This window comes from Nostoc sp. (genome assembly GCF_036917155.1).
Taxonomy (GTDB): Bacteria; Cyanobacteriota; Cyanobacteriia; order Cyanobacteriales; family Nostocaceae; genus Nostoc.
In genome coordinates this window covers 1-18091 of the sequence record NZ_JBALDZ010000213.1, presented here as the reverse complement: position 1 = coordinate 18091, position 18091 = coordinate 1, and the positions used below count along the sequence as shown (strand labels likewise).

The following is an 18091-nucleotide window of genomic DNA, read 5'->3' as shown; positions in this document are numbered from 1 at the left end:
TTGATAATTGACTAATGACCAATGACCAATGACTAAATGAGCAATGTATTTCGGCAATTCCTGCAAAAAGTCGGCGGCGGAAACCACACAGGCGAGAATTTAACTCGCGCCCAAGCAGCCACCGCAACTAAAATGATGCTGTTGGGTGAAGCTACACCAGCTCAAATCGGAGCATTTTTGATTGCTCATCGAATCAAGCGGCCCACAGGGGAAGAATTAGCCGGAATGTTGGATGCTTATGAGGAACTGGGGCCAAAACTGCAACCAATAGCCTCAGAGCGACCAGCGATCGCTCTTGGCATCCCCTATGATGGCAGAACCCGCACAGCACCAATTAGTCCCGTAACAGCTTTACTACTCGCCGCAGTAGGACAACCAGTAATCATGCACGGTGGCGATCGCTTACCAACTAAATACGGCTTACCCCTGATAGATATTTGGCAAGGTTTAGGAGTCGATTGGACTACCCTACCACTAACAAAAACCCAGCAGGTATTTGAGCAAACGGGAATCGGCTTTATTTATCTACCTCAGCATTTTCCCTTAACTACAAGTATTTGGGAGTACCGCGACCAACTTGGCAAACGTCCGCCCTTAGCGACAATGGAGCTAATTTGGTGTCCTTATGCTGGCGATGCCCACGTCATTGCTGGGTTTGTCCATCCGCCAACAGAAGGAATGTTTAAAATAGCTCTAGGACTGCGAGGAGTAACAAAATTTACATTAGTGAAAGGATTGGAAGGTAGTTGCGACTTACCGCGCGATCGCACTGCAATTATCAGCTTATCTTCATCCATAGCATCCCAAGAGGTAGAACGATTGCACCTCGTACCGCGTGATTACGGCTTTACTACCAAAAACGTACCCCTTGGAACTACTGAAGAACTGGTGGCGGATATTCAAGAGGTTTTGGCAGGTAAACCAGGTGAATTGATGCAAACAGCCTTGTGGAATGGTGGATTTTATCTATGGCGGAGTGGTATTTGTCCAGATATGTCAGAGGGTTTAGCTAAAGCAGAAGAATTATTAACCAATGGTGTAGTAGCAGCTAAACTCCAAGAACTCAACCAGATAGTAAATTCAGTATCAGCAGCATTTATACCAGTGTAAACAGTTCAGCTAAAATAATTCGTAATTGGTAATTAATTACGAATTATTTCGTCCCCGAATTCTCCAAAATAGATTTTTGTTGCAACCAATCCTGACCCACTTGGATACTGATATCTGAGCCAAGGTTGCCAGTACTTTCCACGCGCACTTCGCCAAATCCCAAAGTGTTGCGAATTGATTCGGCACTGTCACCATCTCCTTGTTGGGCGACAACGTGAGTTACCTCTAGAGGTTCCCCCCATGCCTTGGCAATATAAATGTTGCGATATCCAGATTTTTCCAAGGCTGTAATTAATGGTTGGAGGTTAGAGCGATCGCCACCTGTACTATCTTGAATTGCTATACGCAAAGAACGGGGGTTAGCCGTAGTTCCTAGCTGTTGTTGTTCTGACTCTAAACCAAAGTGTTGAGCCATTAATTTCGTAATACCATCTTTGTTAGGCAACCAATAGCTAGCATCAAACTCACCTTTCTCGCTAAAGCGACCAGGCAGCATTAACATTTGCATATTAGAGCGATTTGTCCGCACTCCAAAACCCATCAACGCCACTAACTCTTCAACCGTCAAGTTAGTATCAATGTGGTCTTTCACTACATCGAGAACTTTAGGTAATTGAGTAACAGTAGTCGGGTTGAGTGTTTGATCCATCAAAGCTCGGATGACCATTTGCTGCCGCTGAATCCGACCAATATCACCGAGTTCGTCATGGCGAAAACGCAGCAATTGTAATGCTTGATCGCCGTTGAGGTGCTGTTTACCCGCCTTCAAATTGATGTACAAATGCTGAGAATCATCTTGGTACTTCATATTTTTGGGGACGTAAACTGTTACGCCACCCAAAGCATCAATCAGCTTGGCAACTCCCAAAACGTTAATTCGGATATAGCGATCAATTCCTGCCCCACCCAAGAGATTACTGACGGTTCTGGCAGTTAAAGCTGGCCCACCGTCAACATTGGCAGCATTAATTTTTTTCACTCCATACCCCTCTATTTGTGTGCGGGTATCTCTGGGAATGGAGAGCATAATTATTTTTTTCGTCTCTGGATCAAATTTGAGCAAGAGCATGACATCAGAAAGACCATCAAAGGAGTTTACTTGGGGCAGGTATTTGAGGTTTTTGGTTTCTGGGGGAGGGTTTTGGATATCAGGGGGAAGTACACTCATCCCCATCACCAAGAGATTTACTGGGCGAGTTAATTCTGAAAATCGTAGTACACCTCCAGAAATGCGATCGCTATCAAAAGCCGCCTCATCCTTTGGACTTAACTGGGCTTGTTGCAAAGGCGTGCTAGTCAAAGATACCGCCAAAAGCGCCCCCGCAGTTGCAGACACCATTGCAATACCACTCATCCCTACCCAAAACCATAACCAACGTCCTGATGTCGAGTTCTGGGAAATTTTTTTATTGGACTTTGAGGCTTTTCCCGACTGGTTTTCTTCCGCCGAACTTCTTTGAATGGTCACAGACTTCCTCACACTTACTCACTAATCAAATTTGGTAAATTTGCAGACTAAAAACATCCAAACAAATCAACCCATAATAGCTAACTCTTAATTATCAGTGCTAACTTTTTTAATGTAGTGTCAACCACAACACTTGTAGCAGCATTTCTCCTTCTTTTGGGCCAATCTAGAGATGTTTTACTGAAGTATGGCAATAATAAACTGGATTTGACTAGATAGGTGGATAAATCAACTGTAATTTTTTAGGAAATAAGTAAAAACACTGATAATTTGTCACCCAAAAAAATTAAGATAAATACTTGCCAAGCACTCGTTCTGCTAAATTACTAAACCCTGGCAAACGACCAGATTTGCCCTGCATCAGGCGCAAAATCAACCAGACACTTACTAAAAAGTAACCCGACGTGAGAAAGCTATTCAGGATAAATAGACGTAGCGGAAAATAATCTGAAGTTGCTGCTCCGGTAGTTAATAATAAATAACCCAACAGCCAAGTAAGTGCCAAAGTAACAGACAGACGACTAATAGCAAGTTGTTCCCGACTACCCTGGCCCCGATAGAGAGTCCACAAAGACGGAAAAAAGCCGATTATCGGAATTAAATATAAAAGCAACTGTGTTTTGGGTATTGGGCATTGGGGACTGGGGACTGGGTACTGGGGACTGGGGACTGGGGACTGGGGATTGGGAGGAGACAAAGGAGAGACTTCTTCAATAATTTTTCCTTGTCCCCCTTGTCCCCCTTGTCCCCAGTCCCCAGTCGCCATTCCCCAGTCCCCAGTACCCATTCCCCAGTCCCCAGTCTCTTTCGATTTAAAATTATCCATTGGGGTTAGTCTAACTCCTAAACTAGAAGGATGAATAAGACTCATATAGTTAGAGATAATAAGCTGTAAAGAAAAATTTCATTTAGTTCTATTCCGCAATCAGCTCAAAATGCAGACACGTAAGCTACTCGACTGGTGGCAAACATTCACTCCAATAGCGCGAATCGGGGCGATCGCGCTATTCGCTCCGCTGCTGGTTATCAATGGTTGGGCAATTTCGGTATTTTTTAATTATTTCCATTCTCTCATAGTCATTTTAGTCGGAGCCTCAGTACTCGCATTTCTGCTCAACTACCCCGTAAGCTGGATGGAGCATCATGGTGCTAGGCGAGAGCAAGTTGCTATTTTAGTATTTCTCTTGGCTTTATCGATTTTATTGGCGTTAGGTGTGACACTTTTCCCCCTGGCACTTACCCAAGCTCAACAACTGGTGGCTCGTTTGCCAGAGTTAATCGACTCTGGACGCTCTCAGTTAATGATCTTAAACGAAAAAGCTGAGACTTATGGCTTACCGATCAACCTCGATGCTCTCGTGGTGCAAATTAACGATCGCGTTAAAGGACAATTACAAGCGATCGCGGGACAAGTTTTAAATCTAGCTGTACTTACAGTCACTAGCCTGCTAGATATTCTGTTGACGATAGTTTTGACCTTCTATCTTTTACAGCATGGGAGTGAACTCTGGGAAAGTTTAGTGGAATGGCTACCGAATAAATTCCGCGATCCTTTCTCTAAAACAGTCCGCCTCAGCTTCCAAAATTTCTTCATCACCCAGTTGATTTTATCTACCTGTATGGCATCAGCCCTCATTCCTACCTTTTTGTGGCTGAAAGTGCCCTTTGGGCTGCTATTCGGATTAACTATTGGTCTAATGGCTCTCGTCCCCTTTGGCGGTTCTGTAGGCATCGCTCTGACTACACTATTGGTAGCTTTGCAAGATTTCTCAATGGGTGTGAGAGTTTTGATCGCAGCGGTAATTGTACAGCAAATTCTCGAAAACTTGATTGCCCCCCGAATTTTAGGCAGCTTTACTGGTTTAAATCCAGTTTGGATTTTAATTTCGGTCTTGACGGGGGCAAGAATTGGCGGACTATTGGGTGTAATTGTGGCAGTACCTACTGCTGTTGTGATTAAGACTGCTTTAAGTGCCTTGCGTCTTGGTAGCGAGACAAACGACAACGCCACTGGGGAAATAACTGTACCCGCCGCCGCAAACGAGTCCCCGAAAACTGACCCTAAAAACACTTTGAGCATTTCTGAAGCGACATCACCTTAAGGCAATACGGTTCGGTTAAGGTTTTTTGATGAAAATTCTAGATCACAAAGACGCGATAAATCGCCGTCTCTTGCCTTACCCGAACAGTATTGCACCTTAAGGAGGCAGAAGGCCTCCTGCTTCCTCATTGCGGATCAATAATGGAACCCATAAACAAAAGACTTCCCGTCTGATTATCCCTAATGGCACAGAAGAAGGGACGATCAACAATCATCCGGAATGGTTCTGGTTCTTGTCTCAAAGATGTTGCTACTATTCCCACTGAAGTCGCCGCAGCCGCTTCGGTGCCTTCTTCGTTCACCTCGACAAAAGTTTTATGTTTAACTTGGCTAATGGCAAAATTTTTACCCATACCGGAAAAATTAGCTTTGTTGCTGAAAGCCTCTTCCATGCCTAAACTTTTTAAAGCATCATTGAGAGTAACTTCATAGTCTGTTTTGAAGCGGGGTAGGCGGATAAACCCTTTTTGTTTGTTGAACTGAGTCATCCATTTTTCCCAGTTTTCAATATTCAAGTTCTCATAGAAGGTTTTGAGGTTAGAATTCTGTTTAGGCAGGAATATATAAAAGCTGAATTTACCATCTTTGCCATAAGGTAAACTAATTGCCTGAAATTGTTCGCTTTCATAATATCTATAATCACCCTTCTGCGACATCATTGGGTGTTGTTTTCGCCTGCCAGATGTGATGTAAAAAGGGTATTGGGCAGTTTCTTTTTTGTCAAACTCATTACTCCAATTACCTTTAAAATATATAGCATTAATCAGAAACAACACTTGATTGGGTTCAATTTTTTCAACTATTTTATTAATTTTGCCGTTAGTATTTTCTTTTACCCAGTTATTGATAATATTAGATGCGGCGGCATCTTGAAAGTTTAAATTGCTGACCTTGGCTTGATAGAACTCCTGGGTTCTCTTGAGGAAGTCTGGCGCAAAGCTAACATCTTGATTTGCCCACAGTGAGTTAGCGATCTTTAGTTGGACTTTCGCATCCGAATTGTCTAAAAGCTGCTTTAATGCCGCCGCATAAGAAGAGTTGATTTCTGGTAGATTCATCCCCTGTAATTCTAGGGTTTTTGCCATTGCTTGTTGAGTCGAACCGCTAGCGCCGTTGTAGGTCATAGCAAGAGCGATCGCCACACTCGAAGGTGAGATAACAATATTATTCCCACCCCGATCATTTTTCAGAACTTCTGAAAACAGTCTGAAGCCAAACTTATTGCTAGGCTCAACTATTTTTGTATCAATGTTGACTGTTTTTTTTTGCAATGGAGTTTCAGGCTGAGGCAAACTAGATTGGGCTAGGGCACTTTTATTACTATCGACTTGAGAACACCCTAATACACTGAATAGAACAACACTTGCCGCTGCTAGAGCATAACGTCTGCCAAGACTAACGCCGTAACGTCTTTGCAGGAAATTTTCTTTTGCATCACTAAATTTTTGTCGATTCATTCTGCTACCTCACTTGCCAAAGATTCCCGATCTGTGCTCATGGTTGACGCAGAAACTGTGTCAATGATTAACTATTGCATTTGCTCCAATAGAAAAATAGACTGTTACAGAAACGGTAACAGCAAGTTAGTGGCTCAGAGGAATTAAACACAACTTGTGAGAGTTGTTAATTCCTAATTGAGGCGGCTATGCAGACGAGTTCTGAAAAATTTTGATTTTTAGGAATTTTCCTATCTATCAATAAACGTATTGTAAGCTACGTAATCAAAAAATAACCAATTCTGTTGGGTTGTTATAGATAAAATAAAGTTTTTCGGTTGCACGAAATACAGAACTTTCATAGGGACGCACGGCTGTACACCCCTATAAGGGATTGTGGTTCAAATAAATAAAAGTTGTGCTGCCCTGTTTCAATTGATCGGCACGCTCCACCAAGCTAAACTATAGGGTTGAGTCGCTTCATTGAGCTTTTGACGAAACTGGACGCGGATTTTGTAATTGCCAGCAGCAGCAACTGGGCAGAAAATATGTTCTATACTATCGACTTGGCTGATTGAGGAGCAAACAGCACCAGCATCTGAATTCTGAGCATCAGCTTTGACTAAGTATAGGTCGAGATTATTCAAACCGCGATCGCGAAAATTCTCGCCCACATCATATTGCTGGTTTTTATTTTTATCGTTGAGTTCCACTAATCGATCCCAACTCAGGGTGACAGCAACAAAACTCCCCTGCTTTAGTGGTTTGGCTAATATATAGTCAACAGATGCTCCAACATCAACTGTGCGATAATCCCAACCAATCGCTGGCACCGTAGCTGATGGCTGCCATTGACCAGCACTAAATTGCTGGTAAGCGCGAAATGCGTTCAAATGACCCGCTCCCATTTGGGCATCTAAGGGAATCTTGGGATCTTTATAAGCATCAGAATCTAGCCAGTTTTGATTTTGTTTATCAATTAGCGTCCTAGTCATTCCCAAACGCAAGCCATCACCACTATCTTGGATTTTGTCTGCTGAATTCAGCAATACAGCTTTCATGACTTGATGATGTCGAGCATCGATACTCCAGTGGGGTTGTTTTGTCCGAATCTGTCGGTCAGCAAGTTCTTGTAACAGAGCAACTGTAGCCGTAACTTGAGGCGCTGCAAAACTCGTACCCGTAACCTTGTTAAATTTGCCATCTGGATTGAGCAAAGGAATGTTATTTCCAGGAGCAACTAAACTAATAGCACTACGCCCACCAAGATTAAATTCCCTTCCCGCTAGCTTGCCACTCACTCCTTGGTTAGCACTCGCCAGATTAGCCACGTCTACTTTGTTAAAAACCCCCCCTCGGCGGGATGAAAAAGCGACGTTCACTCCGTTAAAATTATCTGTAGGAATAGGAATACCACCTTTACCCTGATTGCCTGCGATCGCATACAGAACATCATGAACGCGACTAGACCAGTCAACACATAAAGTTAGTAAAGCATTACCGTCTAAAGTAGCCTCCGGTCGAGGATCGCGGCTCAGAGGTTCACCAAAGCTAAAGTTAATAGCACGGACATCGCCACCATTTTGTAGCGCTATGTGCTGTGCCGATAAGCACTCTTCTGGCTGACCCATGCTTTTAGTCGAACCCACCGCCGACGAATACAGTCGCGCTCCCGGAGCAACTCCTGGCAAAGCTTTATTTTGACTCACCATCACACCAGCCACGTTGTAGGCGTGGGGGTCAACACCGCTATTAGACTTAGCTGGCCCATTACGTAAGAATACTGCTGCTAAAGAGATGGCGCGGTTTTTAGACACCGCCTTATCCCACCCAAACATTCCCGGTCGGCCAATTTCCACTTGACCAATAGCAATCTTACGACCGGTTAAATTATAAGGAGCTTGGTGTAGCTTCAGAGCATCAATACCGTTAGTTCCTAGTGCAGATTCTAAAGCTGAAGCAATAACAGGCGCACTCAGACAAGAAGCACTTAATCCCCAAATTATCCAGGTTAGTTTTTTAGTCATTTGTTATTAGTCATTGGGCATTGGGCATTGGGCATTGGCCATTGGTTATTGGTCATTGGTCATTGGTCATTAGTTAGGAGTTAGGAGTTATTATTCTCCCTCATCTCCCTCATCTCCCTCATCTCCCCACTCCCCAAAAAAGCCAGGATCAAAATTATGAGTCTTGCTCAATGTTTTGTTACAATGCTTACAGACGAGGACGCTTAAAAACCCACTAGCCATGACCCAAAACCTATCTCAAAAGCCCATTGTAATTTCTCCATCTATCCTATCAGCCGATTTTAGTCGTCTGGGTGACGAAATTCGCGCCGTAGACGCAGCTGGAGCGGATTGGATTCATGTTGATGTCATGGACGGTCGTTTTGTACCTAATATTACGATCGGCCCTCTGATTGTGGAGGCGATTCGTCCGATTACGACCAAGACACTGGATGTCCACTTGATGATTGTAGAGCCAGAAAAGTATGTAGAGGGATTTGCTAAGGCGGGTGCTGATATTATCTCCGTACACTGCGAACATAATGCTTCTCCACACCTACACCGCACCTTAGGGCAAATTAAAGAGCTTGGTAAGAAAGCTGGAGTTGTACTTAATCCTGGTACCCCTCTAGAGCTAATTGAATACGTTCTAGATTTGTGCGATTTAGTACTAATTATGAGCGTCAACCCTGGTTTTGGCGGTCAAAGCTTTATCCCTGGTGTGTTACCCAAAATCCGCAAGTTGCGTCAAATGTGTGATGAACGTGGTCTTGACCCTTGGATTGAAGTGGATGGGGGACTCAAGGCAAATAATACCTGGCAAGTTTTGGAAGCGGGAGCCAATGCGATCGTCGCCGGTTCAGCTGTATTTAACACTAAGGATTATGCTGAAGCTATTACAGCAATTCGCAACAGCAAGCGTCCTACCCCAGAATTAGCTAAGGTTTAATTCATTTTTGGATTAAACATTCTCCACAAACAATAAGGTGGGCAAATTGCCCACCTTATTTTATTTACACAAAAAAACTGGAAGCTATTCAAGTTTTGAACTTCCAGTAAGTACTATATAAATTGAAAATTTAGAAACTACAGATAATCCAGGTTGGGAGGACTAGGATTACAATAGTCGAAAGAGAAGCGTATGAGATACTAGTTCTACCAGCCACCAAAATAATTTCACCGTAACTTTTCTATTTCCGTTCCTGGTATTGATGTTAAGCGTTTGCTTTATTAACTAAAGCAACACCAACCACAGGATAGTAAGTTTTATAAGCATTACCTGCGCCGTCTGCAGTCGGTGAAGGCTGTATAAAATTTGGATTGGGGGAATCCACCTCCCCAAATTCTCTTTGCTCGGATAGACTTTCTCAGAAAAAGAACCACCAGTAGCAACGGTTGAATCATTAGTCTTGGTGTAGGAGTTATTTACTCCAGAAAATACTGACTACTTTTGTAATCAGGTTGATTTATTTCATAGTCAGAACTAATCATTGATTTTATTTTTTAAAATTAACTTGCTTGCCAATCACCTCTATTTTGGTTTAAGTTGTAGTTGTTATTAGTTTACCAATACTGTCAGTATATATTTGCCATTTTGGCATATTTTTACAAAAAATTATCAAATTAATCACTGTTATAGAACAATACGGTTCAGTTAAGGCTAAAATCCTTTTTTTAACGTAGACGCGGAGCGGCTTGCCGCAGGCTACCGCAAAGGACGCAAAGGACGCAAAGGACGCAAAGGAAGAGAAGGAAGAGAAGCTTAACTGAACTGTATTGTGTTATAGAAAACCTGCCATGCTATAAATTTCAAATTAGCATCGCAGGCTTTCAGACGCTCAAGCAACTCTAGAACAGAATCTATTGATTCCAATGACTTTTTAATTGAATCCACAAGATTTCAAGGAAATGTCTTGAGATTTTTCTGGTTTTAATGGTGATTTACTTGATTGATGTTCGTTAATTTTCTGTGTCAATCTCTGATCTAAGCTACCAGCACGGATTTCTGTCTTTTGTTTTCCAACGACTTCCAGATAAGCTAGGTCTTTAATTTTGCTTAAGCAGCTTGATGACATATTATTATCAGACCTGGAATCATTAGCATTTTTCAGCATTTTGAGATTTTCACTCTGCTGTTGTTTTGTCCTGTTGGCTTGAGAGTTTTCTTTGAGTAATCGATTGTAGGTGCGATATGGAATGTAATGGAGAGGATTATAACCACCAAATCGCAGCATTAAAACACATGCCCAGGAATACTTTCCAGCCAGAATTGCTTCAACTACTTTGTCAAATTGTTGAGCTTTCACTGTCTTATCTAAGTTGTTACTAATACCAGCAATGTCTTGGTTCATCATAGTGTTTAGTTATCTTGGATGAAGTGAACTAGTTTAATTTCTGCGATTGTTGATGTTTCAATTGAGGTGTACAAACTGCATTAGCCTTTTTGCAGCTGTTGAATCGCTTCTGGGAAATTATCAGCAATAGAGCGGTGTTAGATGTTGACGAAGGATAAAAATCTATCAACAGCCGCGTACATAACTTTCCCAAACTCTGATTGGCTCCCGCAGCTTTGAGCGGTAAAGAACTCGGCTGAAATTTCTCTGCGCTGTTGAGCAGAATTTTAGTGATTTTGGCTGATAACTCCCCTAATAAACTAGTTTTGGCAAGAGCTAGCTTGTAGTAGGGATACAAATTATATAGATTCATTTCTGAACTGTCCCCTTGGCTTGAGGTTTCGACTGCATTTGACCTGATGATTCTTTCCATGAACTTACCTTTGATTAAAAACAATCAAGTTGTTAATCAAGTTTGTTGGCTGCTCAGTCCTAATTATCCAGATTTCCTCCGATGAATGGAGGAAACTTTGCTTATAGCTTGTTAGTAAGTGAAAGGTAAAAATTTATCTTTTGTCTTGTCAGATGACTTCTAGGACAAAAGTTTTGGCGTGGCTCTTTATAGATACAGTTTTGTATTTATAAACTTTCTCAACTCCTAATTCAATAAATTTTCTCTGCTCATGCGCTTGTATTTCTTACTACTGTTGAATTAGGCATTTTCCGGGAAGTTTGCATATTTTTTTAGGCTAGTGGAGAAAATTTATTTATCTTTGGGCTGTAACAATGACATTCGTATTTATACTATTTTTGTCGCTAATGTCATCTATTAAGCTAGCAGATTTATAGGTTAAATTTACTGAATGTATTCCTATACTTACTTGTGTATTGTGCAACTTTTAGTTTCGTCCCTCCCTGCTAATTTTTGAGGGGTCTTACCCCTCACCCGACATCAATTTAAAACCTTTATTATTGTCGAGTCACTAGAAGATATTACCATTAACTATGATGTAAAACAACTTAGAAAAATATTAGTAAATAGAAGATGAAAACTTTCCAGGCATAGGATTTAGCATGTTTCTTTAATAGGTTAAGTTAGATACTTGTAATTATTAGCTTTGTAGTTTTTGATTTCCAAAAACTACAGCTTCAGATTATCTCAATGAAATCGCTGTAAACTAACCATGAATATTTCATGATTATCAGCTAGGAATCATATATAGCCCAGCTGTGAAATAAAATTACTGGTTAGCAGTAATATAGATAGTTTGGATAAGCATCAACTGAGTAAAGCAAAACATCTGTAAATGAATGCTTTTACTCAAAAAGATGTAGCAGCCTAAGTCAGTACAGAATTAGATAATCTAATAATAGAGATAAAGCTAGTTAATACGGAATAACATTAAGTAAGTTCAGCAGGAATTTATATGTGTATTAATATCTAACAGATTTATAAAGTTGAGATTATAAATAAATGTAGTGGGAGTTGGGCTAAATGGTAGTAAAAGCCACCAATTACTATAAGTTTGTGATGAGTGCCTTACTCAACAAGAATACCTCGGTCTAAGGAATCCGATTTGATTCGGAGAACTTACTTGCGTAGAAAGAGAACTCTTAACTGGGAACAGAATAGAAGCGAATAGATGTATACTGAGTTTTCTCACGCAATCAAATACGATTCCTATATAAGACTCTGTTGTTAAGGCAACGGGCATTTTAGGTAAAAGAACCAGCTAGATTCAAACTCTGGATACGAAAGCAGATAGCTGGAGCAGAAATCAATGTGCGATCGCCTCTAACTTTCCAGACAACTACATAATGGATTTCTTCTTGCCAATTAGCCATCCACGGGTTATAATGTGAATCCAGCTTAGTAAAACTCCGCCTAACTAATAGCGCTTCATATCCCAAAGTTTGGGCTAATTCTGCTAAACCCTGGAGAAATGCGCCTGTATCTAAGTTACGCAAATTGTAGAGGTTTAAGCGTATGTCGCAGTATTGGTTAATCATTGCCAAATACGCAACACCACTATTTGAATGAACTTTGCTGTTGAATGCATGAGTAGGTACTTCATAAACCTAGCTTTTGATTGTGAACGTAGTCGAGGAAATATTAGCAATATTTATAGCTAGAGCTAGTAATATTTGCATTCTATGAAACAGTAATCTTGAATTCTCAATCCTTCAACTCTTACCATTACTGAAATTTTCCTTCACTCCCGGAAACACTCGGAAAATAAAATCATAAATAAATAGACATCGACCGAATTTAAATCAATACGCTTGGGTTAAGGGCTACTGGCAACAATTTTGGGTTTTCGAGACGCGATAAATCGGCATCTCTACAAGACGCGATAAATCGCCGTCTCTACAAGTGTTTTGTTGCTCATTCTGAACTGTATTGAAATTGAAATATGCGTTATCGAGAGACGTAGCTTTTTCACCAAATAAGCTGTTACACATTTAACTTACATCATTAGGGCGCTCATGTTGCCCGCCCCACAATCATATTGGAAAAAGATTAGTGCAAATTAAAGGCGCAACAGCTTATGACTGTTCGTAGGGGCGTACAGTTGTCCACCCCTACGTGTGTTGTGTCAAAACGAGAACCGTTTTGATAGCCAATCAATTAAGAACTAAGTAAATTCCCCAAATCGCCATTGGCCGTAAGTAAGTGCTAGCGCGGAAAGTACCTGCTGCGGTGATCGCTTCAGGTGTGCGAAATTGCAGACCATTATCATAAATTTGCTGCACTACAGCTTGTGTCAACTTCAATGCTTCATCCTTCATTCCCGTTTGTACGAGAAAAGCCGCCAGCCCAAAGTTTATTCCCGTCCAAACTTCTAAGGGATGAGTCGCTTGGGGATTTTCTGGTGAACCGTCAGGACGAACACCATTAGCAGCACCAAATTCACCATTGCAGAACTTCAAAAAGCAAGCATCATAAACAGTTTTCAGGGCAGAAAGGGCGCGATCGCTCGGTACAATATCAGGTAAGTCCAGCAGACGGGCGTAGAATTGTCCGCACAATTGATCTGCCATTACCACATCAGAACCACTTTCACTATCGAGTTGGTAATACTTTCCATTCCACAGTTTTTCGTCGTAGATAGGGCGAGATTGTTTTAACCAAGCTTCATAGATGGATTTTTGCGCCGCCAACTCTTTTGTGTTAACTATCTGGTAAGTTAATAAAATATTGCTGATTGCGATCGCAGCCTCTAACGCTGCTAACCACAATCCACCACAATAGGCGCTGACACCCTGTAACCGCCAATCATCAAAGGTTTGGTCAGGCGCACCAGAATTTTCGGGAATCCCATCGCCATCAAGGTCAAAGGTTTTTAGGTAGTCAAGGGTTTGAACGATCGCAGGCCAGCAATCTGCTAAGAATTCTACATCGTCAGCACCCGTGAGCAGAAAATCACGGTATACTTGCAAGACAAAATCACTACCCAAATCTTTCCACAAGTTGCAGTCTTGATAGCTGGTGTAGTTGGTTTTCTGCCAAACGTGTTCATTGGGTGCGCCTAAATCGTGGGGTGTTGCACCTGCAACTTTGCGAACGGCGATCGGGCTTTCGGCTTTAATTGTCATGTAATAGCCAATGATTCGGGGAGTATCATCACCTTGAGGAATTGCCCGTGCAAATGCCCGAATTACTGACTTTTCTAATTCTGGAAACAGCATCAATAAGGCAAAAGAGCCATATAGCCGCACATCTAGACTTTCATACCAGCGGTAATCTAAGCACTCCAGCACTGCAAACTGACCGATGGGGTCAAGTTCCGATGCTGCACTCCAGAGAGTACCACCACTGGTGAGGTTGTAAAGCTCATTAAATAGAGCCATTTTGAACCAGTCTGGTAAATCTTGACCGTCGAGGATGGGTTTTTGCCAACTTTGAATTTGCGATCGCCAGTTTTGGTATTCTTGTAACGCAGTGGATGCGATCGCCCAAGCATTATTTCCACTTTTATCAAAAAAGTCCGTATATCTGCGGTAATAGTTAACTCCAGCCGCAAATTCTGTGATGGGTAAATCCCAAGCGAGGACAAAGGGGATTTCGAGAGTTTCGCCTGGTTGGAGAGTAAAACGAAGTGCCATCGCAGCCCCTAACTGTGTATTATTTGCTGCTGGAGTGGTATCAAGATAATTGGGCAAAGAGCCGTCTTCAGCAAAACTTTGCCACACCTCCTCACCCGTTCCTTCCGGATTCCATCGGCTGTAGTGAAATATTTCTACTTGGGGATGCTTCAGCGTCGCAATGCTCCAGGTTCCATCACCTTCTTGTAATGGTTCATCACTAGCAACCCGACCTAAAACACAGCCAAACTGTTGTGTATTTTCAACTATTTGGTTATAGTTTCCTTGACTTTCGCCCCAACGTGGTTGGTATTCGTAAACCGGACTACCATCATCGCGTACCCGCACTTGAGGAGATTTGAGAGCGTTTGTAAACCAGCCCACCATATTTTCCCAAGTGAACATGATACTGAGAGTAATTGGTGCATCTGTGGGGTTGTGGGCATTCCAGAGGAATATTGCCACAGGGTAGCTAGTTTCTTGGTAATTACCTGCCCAAATTGGGGAAAATTGCTCACAAGTCAACTGTGCTTGAAATACATTTTCATACACAAACCAACTACGCGGGTATAGCGCGTGATAATTACCTGTATTAGATTCTTGCCCCTCTGCTCCTCTGCTCCTCTGCCCCTCTGCTTTCTTGTCGGCTGGATACCACTGCCAAGCTTTGAGAGTACCATCATCGGGTGCTTGGGTAGATAAAGCGTAGGCTTGGGAAGATGTACCATTGGACTCAAACACACTGAATTGACAAGCGGGAACATTTTTGAAAGTATGCTCACCACCGTCGATGTGCCACAGGTTAAAATCTCCCCGTGAAGAACGGCCGATGCAACCTGCACCAAAGCCACCTAAAGGCATACCATGCCAAGGGCCATCATCGATATTACTTGCGTAGCGGACGGTATAAGGTTTGTCCCAGCCTAAACCGATGGGACGGCTCCAAGTGCAAGAGGGAATTTTCGGAGAAAGTTGATTTGTCATCGCCTAATGTTACAGCGTGCAGTTACGTCCATGAAGACTAGCGCGATGTGTGATTTTTCTCAAGTGAAATGCGGTACTGGCATAACAATAAACAATTCTGCTATCCTACAATACAAATTTGTAGTTGAAAACGTGGCGATCGCTCACCCTAGCGAAAAAGAGACGTAGCATTGCTACGTCTCTAAAAGGGTTCTGGATAACGCATATTTAATTTCACCAGATGTCTAAAGATTTGACCTTAGCGCAAAGCCCTGTCAGTGACTAATATTTGTAAATTAGCGAGAGCGAGATTGTAATTCACAATAGCTGTAACTCGATTACCTTCTGCTGTTGTCAGGGCACTTTCAGCAGCAATCACATCTGTTTGAGTGTTCACACCAGCTTGGTAGCTCAACCTTGCTATATCCAGAGCTTCCTTAGCTTCACTTAAAGCCAGAGTAGAAGTTTGCACATTCTTTAAATTGGATTGTAATTGAAAGTAGTACTGTTCTACATTAAAGCGAATTTGGTCGCGCTGGCTAGCAAATTGAGTCTCTGCGATCGCAATATTCGCTTTCGATTGATCTGCACTTGCTCTGGCTGCGCCCCCATCAAACAAAGTTAGACTTGCTTGAACTCCTGCTGAATAGCCATCAGTAACGCTGATGCCATCATTAAACCGATCTAGCAAATTGTAGGCACTTACCACACTAATTTGCGGCCCTAGCTGTGAAAGTGCCTGTCGTCGCTGTTGCTCGTAAATATTACGTTGTGCTAAATATTGTTGCAATTCTGGACGATTTTGAAACGCTTGGATAATAGTTTCTTCCATTGTTGGCTGCCAAAGACCTGCTAAGTCTACAGGATCTCCGGCGGTGATATTAACTGACTGTGACAAACTTAACGTAGTTGCAAGCTGACGACGGGCAATTTGCTGCTGTGAGATAGCATTAGTCAGGGTTTGTTGGGCATTTGCTAAATTTACCTGAGCTTGCAGCACATCAAAGTGCGTACCCACTCCAGCTTCTTCTCTGGCTTGAGTATCCCGGAAACTAGCCTGGGCACTGTCCACAGTAGACTGACTAATTCTTACTTGTTCATCTGCTTGTTGCAAATTGTAGTATTGAGTCGCGGCATTCAACCTAGCTGTCAAATACTGAGTTTCAACATTAAATTGATTCACAAGTACTTGTTCTTCAGCTGCTTGGATTATTGATTGTCGATTCCCCGACGTATAGAGATTATAATTCAGTTGTGCTGAAGCATTAAAAGAAGTGCTAGCTGGGGATGAACTGCTAGTAAAACCATTACCACTATTAGTCACATTACTGCTGATTCCCAGAGTCGGAAATAAGGCAGCTTGAGACTGACGTAGGGCTGAACGACTGCCTTCTAGCTGTAATATGGCTACCTGTAAGTCTCGATTGTTGCGCTGTGCTAGTTCCAAAGCTTGTGCCAAACTGATTGATACAGTTTTCTGAATCTTCACTTCTTCCGGTTTGGTAGGAAATTGGAGAGGATTGGGATTGGGGTTGAGGTAATCGGGAACTTGTACAGAGCTTGAGGTATTCTGTGGTTTTGGGGGAGTTATTGCACCTGCTAAAGTTGGAAAAAGAATAGCGATGCCTGATGGTAAGGCTACCGCCAACGCTACGCTAACCCAGGTAGAATGCACGAATAATAAGCTGAAATTCATAATCTAGATATGGTCATTAATCGGGTTTCTTTGAGGATAAAATCAAAAGTTTTCATCTTGATTGACCTACAGAGGTTTGAATTTTAACTTCCTCCTCAAAAGGTTGATCTTAACAAATTAGCCTACAATCAAACCATCCTGAACTCGAATAATCCTTCTGGTTTGAGCAGCAATATCTGGCTCATGAGTAACAATCACAATAGTGATCCCCTGGTCATTCAGTTCAGTCAGCAAACTCATCACCTCATGGGAAGTTTCAGTATCTAAAGCTCCTGTTGGCTCATCTGCCAAAACTAATGCAGGTCGGTTGACCAAAGCACGAGCGATCGCTACCCGTTGTTGTTGTCCGCCAGAGAGTTGACTGGGACGGTTACTTATGCGTCCCCCTAGTCCTACCTTTTCTAAGGCTTCTAATGCCCTTTCCCGGCGTTTTGGCTTGGGCAAGTTGGCGTAAACCATTGGTAACATCACGTTTTCTAACGCCGTCGCCCGCGCCAATAGGTTAAATTGTTGGAAAACAAAACCAATCCTTTGGTTGCGGATATAGGCTAATTCATCATCATCAAAAGTCGTCAGGTTTCTGCCTTCAAAAATATAGTCTCCAGTTGTGGGACGATCCAAACATCCCAAAATATTCATGAGCGTGGACTTACCAGAACCTGACGCACCCATAATCGAGACGTATTCCCCTTCCTCGATAGAGAGTTGAATTCCCTTCAGTATTGGAACACTAACTTCTCCCAAGTGGTAAGTTTTAGTAATAGATTCCATCCAAATCATTGTTGGCATAAGGGTTAAAAGTTAGGAGTTAGGAGTTAGGAGTTAGGAGTTAGGAGTTAGGAGTTAGGAGTTAGGAGTTAGGAGTTAGGAGTTAGGAGTTAGGAGTTAGGAG

The 18091-nt window shown here is 42.2% G+C and carries 14 protein-coding genes; 3 read left to right on the top strand and 11 right to left on the bottom strand.

Translation table 11 applies throughout. The features are described 5' to 3' along the window. Positions 1 to 36 precede the first annotated feature (36 nt). Positions 37 to 1110, top strand: a complete 1074-nt coding sequence (locus V7K67_RS27570; protein ID WP_334730817.1) for an anthranilate phosphoribosyltransferase family protein — start codon at positions 37 to 39, stop codon at positions 1108 to 1110. Between the two features lie 43 nt (positions 1111 to 1153). On the opposite strand, the gene V7K67_RS27565 is transcribed toward V7K67_RS27570, so the two are convergent. Both V7K67_RS27565 and V7K67_RS27560 read right to left on the bottom strand, forming a co-directional pair. Further along, entirely contained in the window at positions 1154 to 2578 is a 1425-nt protein-coding gene (locus V7K67_RS27565; RefSeq protein ID WP_334710433.1) for an LCP family protein, read from the bottom strand. Positions 2579 to 2864: 286 nt separating this feature from the next. Then, entirely contained in the window at positions 2865 to 3293 is a 429-nt protein-coding gene (locus V7K67_RS27560; RefSeq protein ID WP_442943942.1) for a hypothetical protein, read from the bottom strand. 220 nt (positions 3294 to 3513) lie between these two features. On the opposite strand from V7K67_RS27560, the gene V7K67_RS27555 reads away from it, so the two are divergent. Next, complete coding sequence (locus V7K67_RS27555; RefSeq protein WP_334730818.1) at positions 3514 to 4680, top strand: AI-2E family transporter; 1167 nt, start codon at positions 3514 to 3516, stop codon at positions 4678 to 4680. A 124-nt stretch (positions 4681 to 4804) separates the two neighbouring features. On the opposite strand, the gene V7K67_RS27550 is transcribed toward V7K67_RS27555, so the two are convergent. From V7K67_RS27550 to V7K67_RS27540, 3 genes are all read right to left on the bottom strand, one after another. Then, positions 4805 to 6136, bottom strand: a complete 1332-nt coding sequence (locus V7K67_RS27550) for a serpin family protein (protein ID WP_335169276.1) — start codon at positions 6134 to 6136, stop codon at positions 4805 to 4807. Between the two features lie 410 nt (positions 6137 to 6546). Then, on the bottom strand, positions 6547 to 8142 hold the full coding sequence (locus tag V7K67_RS27545) for a S8 family serine peptidase (protein WP_334730820.1): 1596 nt from the start codon (positions 8140 to 8142) through the stop codon (positions 6547 to 6549). Positions 8143 to 8232: 90 nt separating this feature from the next. Beyond that, the gene (locus tag V7K67_RS27540) at positions 8233 to 8364 is read right to left on the bottom strand and encodes a hypothetical protein (RefSeq protein ID WP_335169274.1); all 132 of its coding nucleotides are present in this window, start codon (positions 8362 to 8364) and stop codon (positions 8233 to 8235) included. Here V7K67_RS27540 and rpe point away from each other — a divergent pair. Next, positions 8363 to 9070 (top strand): ribulose-phosphate 3-epimerase, encoded by a 708-nt coding sequence (gene rpe, locus V7K67_RS27535; RefSeq protein WP_334710427.1) that lies wholly within the window; start codon positions 8363 to 8365, stop codon positions 9068 to 9070. The two genes, V7K67_RS27540 and rpe, sit on opposite strands and share 2 nt — an antisense overlap. 931 nt (positions 9071 to 10001) lie before the next feature. Here the strand turns inward: rpe and V7K67_RS27530 are convergent. The 6 genes from V7K67_RS27530 to V7K67_RS27505 all read right to left on the bottom strand — a co-directional run bounded on the left by V7K67_RS27530 (position 10002) and on the right by V7K67_RS27505 (position 17988). After that, complete coding sequence (locus tag V7K67_RS27530; RefSeq protein WP_334710448.1) at positions 10002 to 10472, bottom strand: HetP family heterocyst commitment protein; 471 nt, start codon at positions 10470 to 10472, stop codon at positions 10002 to 10004. Positions 10473 to 10503: 31 nt separating this feature from the next. Continuing rightward, positions 10504 to 10827: a hypothetical protein gene (locus V7K67_RS27525; RefSeq protein WP_335169272.1), complete on the bottom strand. Its 324-nt coding sequence runs from the start codon at positions 10825 to 10827 to the stop codon at positions 10504 to 10506. Positions 10828 to 12170: 1343 nt separating this feature from the next. Further along, positions 12171 to 12464 (bottom strand): cysteine peptidase family C39 domain-containing protein, encoded by a 294-nt coding sequence (locus V7K67_RS27520; RefSeq protein ID WP_334730823.1) that lies wholly within the window; start codon positions 12462 to 12464, stop codon positions 12171 to 12173. Between the two features lie 615 nt (positions 12465 to 13079). Further along, a complete protein-coding gene (locus V7K67_RS27515) occupies positions 13080 to 15524 on the bottom strand; it encodes a GH116 family glycosyl hydrolase (protein WP_334730824.1) in 2445 nt (814 codons plus the stop codon). 238 nt (positions 15525 to 15762) lie between these two features. After that, the gene (locus V7K67_RS27510) at positions 15763 to 17199 is read right to left on the bottom strand and encodes a TolC family protein (protein ID WP_334710422.1); all 1437 of its coding nucleotides are present in this window, start codon (positions 17197 to 17199) and stop codon (positions 15763 to 15765) included. 117 nt (positions 17200 to 17316) lie between these two features. Continuing rightward, on the bottom strand, positions 17317 to 17988 hold the full coding sequence (locus V7K67_RS27505) for an ABC transporter ATP-binding protein (RefSeq protein ID WP_306296992.1): 672 nt from the start codon (positions 17986 to 17988) through the stop codon (positions 17317 to 17319). Positions 17989 to 18091 lie beyond the last annotated feature (103 nt).

Bases quoted from the DNA above. Each gene is read 5' to 3' on its own strand.
- V7K67_RS27540 (WP_335169274.1), bottom strand. From the start codon at position 8,364: ATGGCTAGTGGGTTTTTAAGCGTCCTCGTCTGTAAGCATTGTAACAAA.
- V7K67_RS27555 (WP_334730818.1), top strand. From the start codon at position 3,514: ATGCAGACACGTAAGCTACTCGACTGGTGGCAAACATTCACTCCAATA.
- rpe (WP_334710427.1), top strand. From the start codon at position 8,363: ATGACCCAAAACCTATCTCAAAAGCCCATTGTAATTTCTCCATCTATC.
- V7K67_RS27510 (WP_334710422.1), bottom strand. From the start codon at position 17,199: ATGAATTTCAGCTTATTATTCGTGCATTCTACCTGGGTTAGCGTAGCG.
- V7K67_RS27520 (WP_334730823.1), bottom strand. From the start codon at position 12,464: ATGATTAACCAATACTGCGACATACGCTTAAACCTCTACAATTTGCGT.
- V7K67_RS27545 (WP_334730820.1), bottom strand. From the start codon at position 8,142: ATGACTAAAAAACTAACCTGGATAATTTGGGGATTAAGTGCTTCTTGT.
- V7K67_RS27570 (WP_334730817.1), top strand. From the start codon at position 37: ATGAGCAATGTATTTCGGCAATTCCTGCAAAAAGTCGGCGGCGGAAAC.
- V7K67_RS27550 (WP_335169276.1), bottom strand. From the start codon at position 6,136: ATGAATCGACAAAAATTTAGTGATGCAAAAGAAAATTTCCTGCAAAGA.
- V7K67_RS27505 (WP_306296992.1), bottom strand. From the start codon at position 17,988: ATGCCAACAATGATTTGGATGGAATCTATTACTAAAACTTACCACTTG.
- V7K67_RS27515 (WP_334730824.1), bottom strand. From the start codon at position 15,524: ATGACAAATCAACTTTCTCCGAAAATTCCCTCTTGCACTTGGAGCCGT.
- V7K67_RS27530 (WP_334710448.1), bottom strand. From the start codon at position 10,472: ATGAACCAAGACATTGCTGGTATTAGTAACAACTTAGATAAGACAGTG.
- V7K67_RS27525 (WP_335169272.1), bottom strand. From the start codon at position 10,827: ATGAATCTATATAATTTGTATCCCTACTACAAGCTAGCTCTTGCCAAA.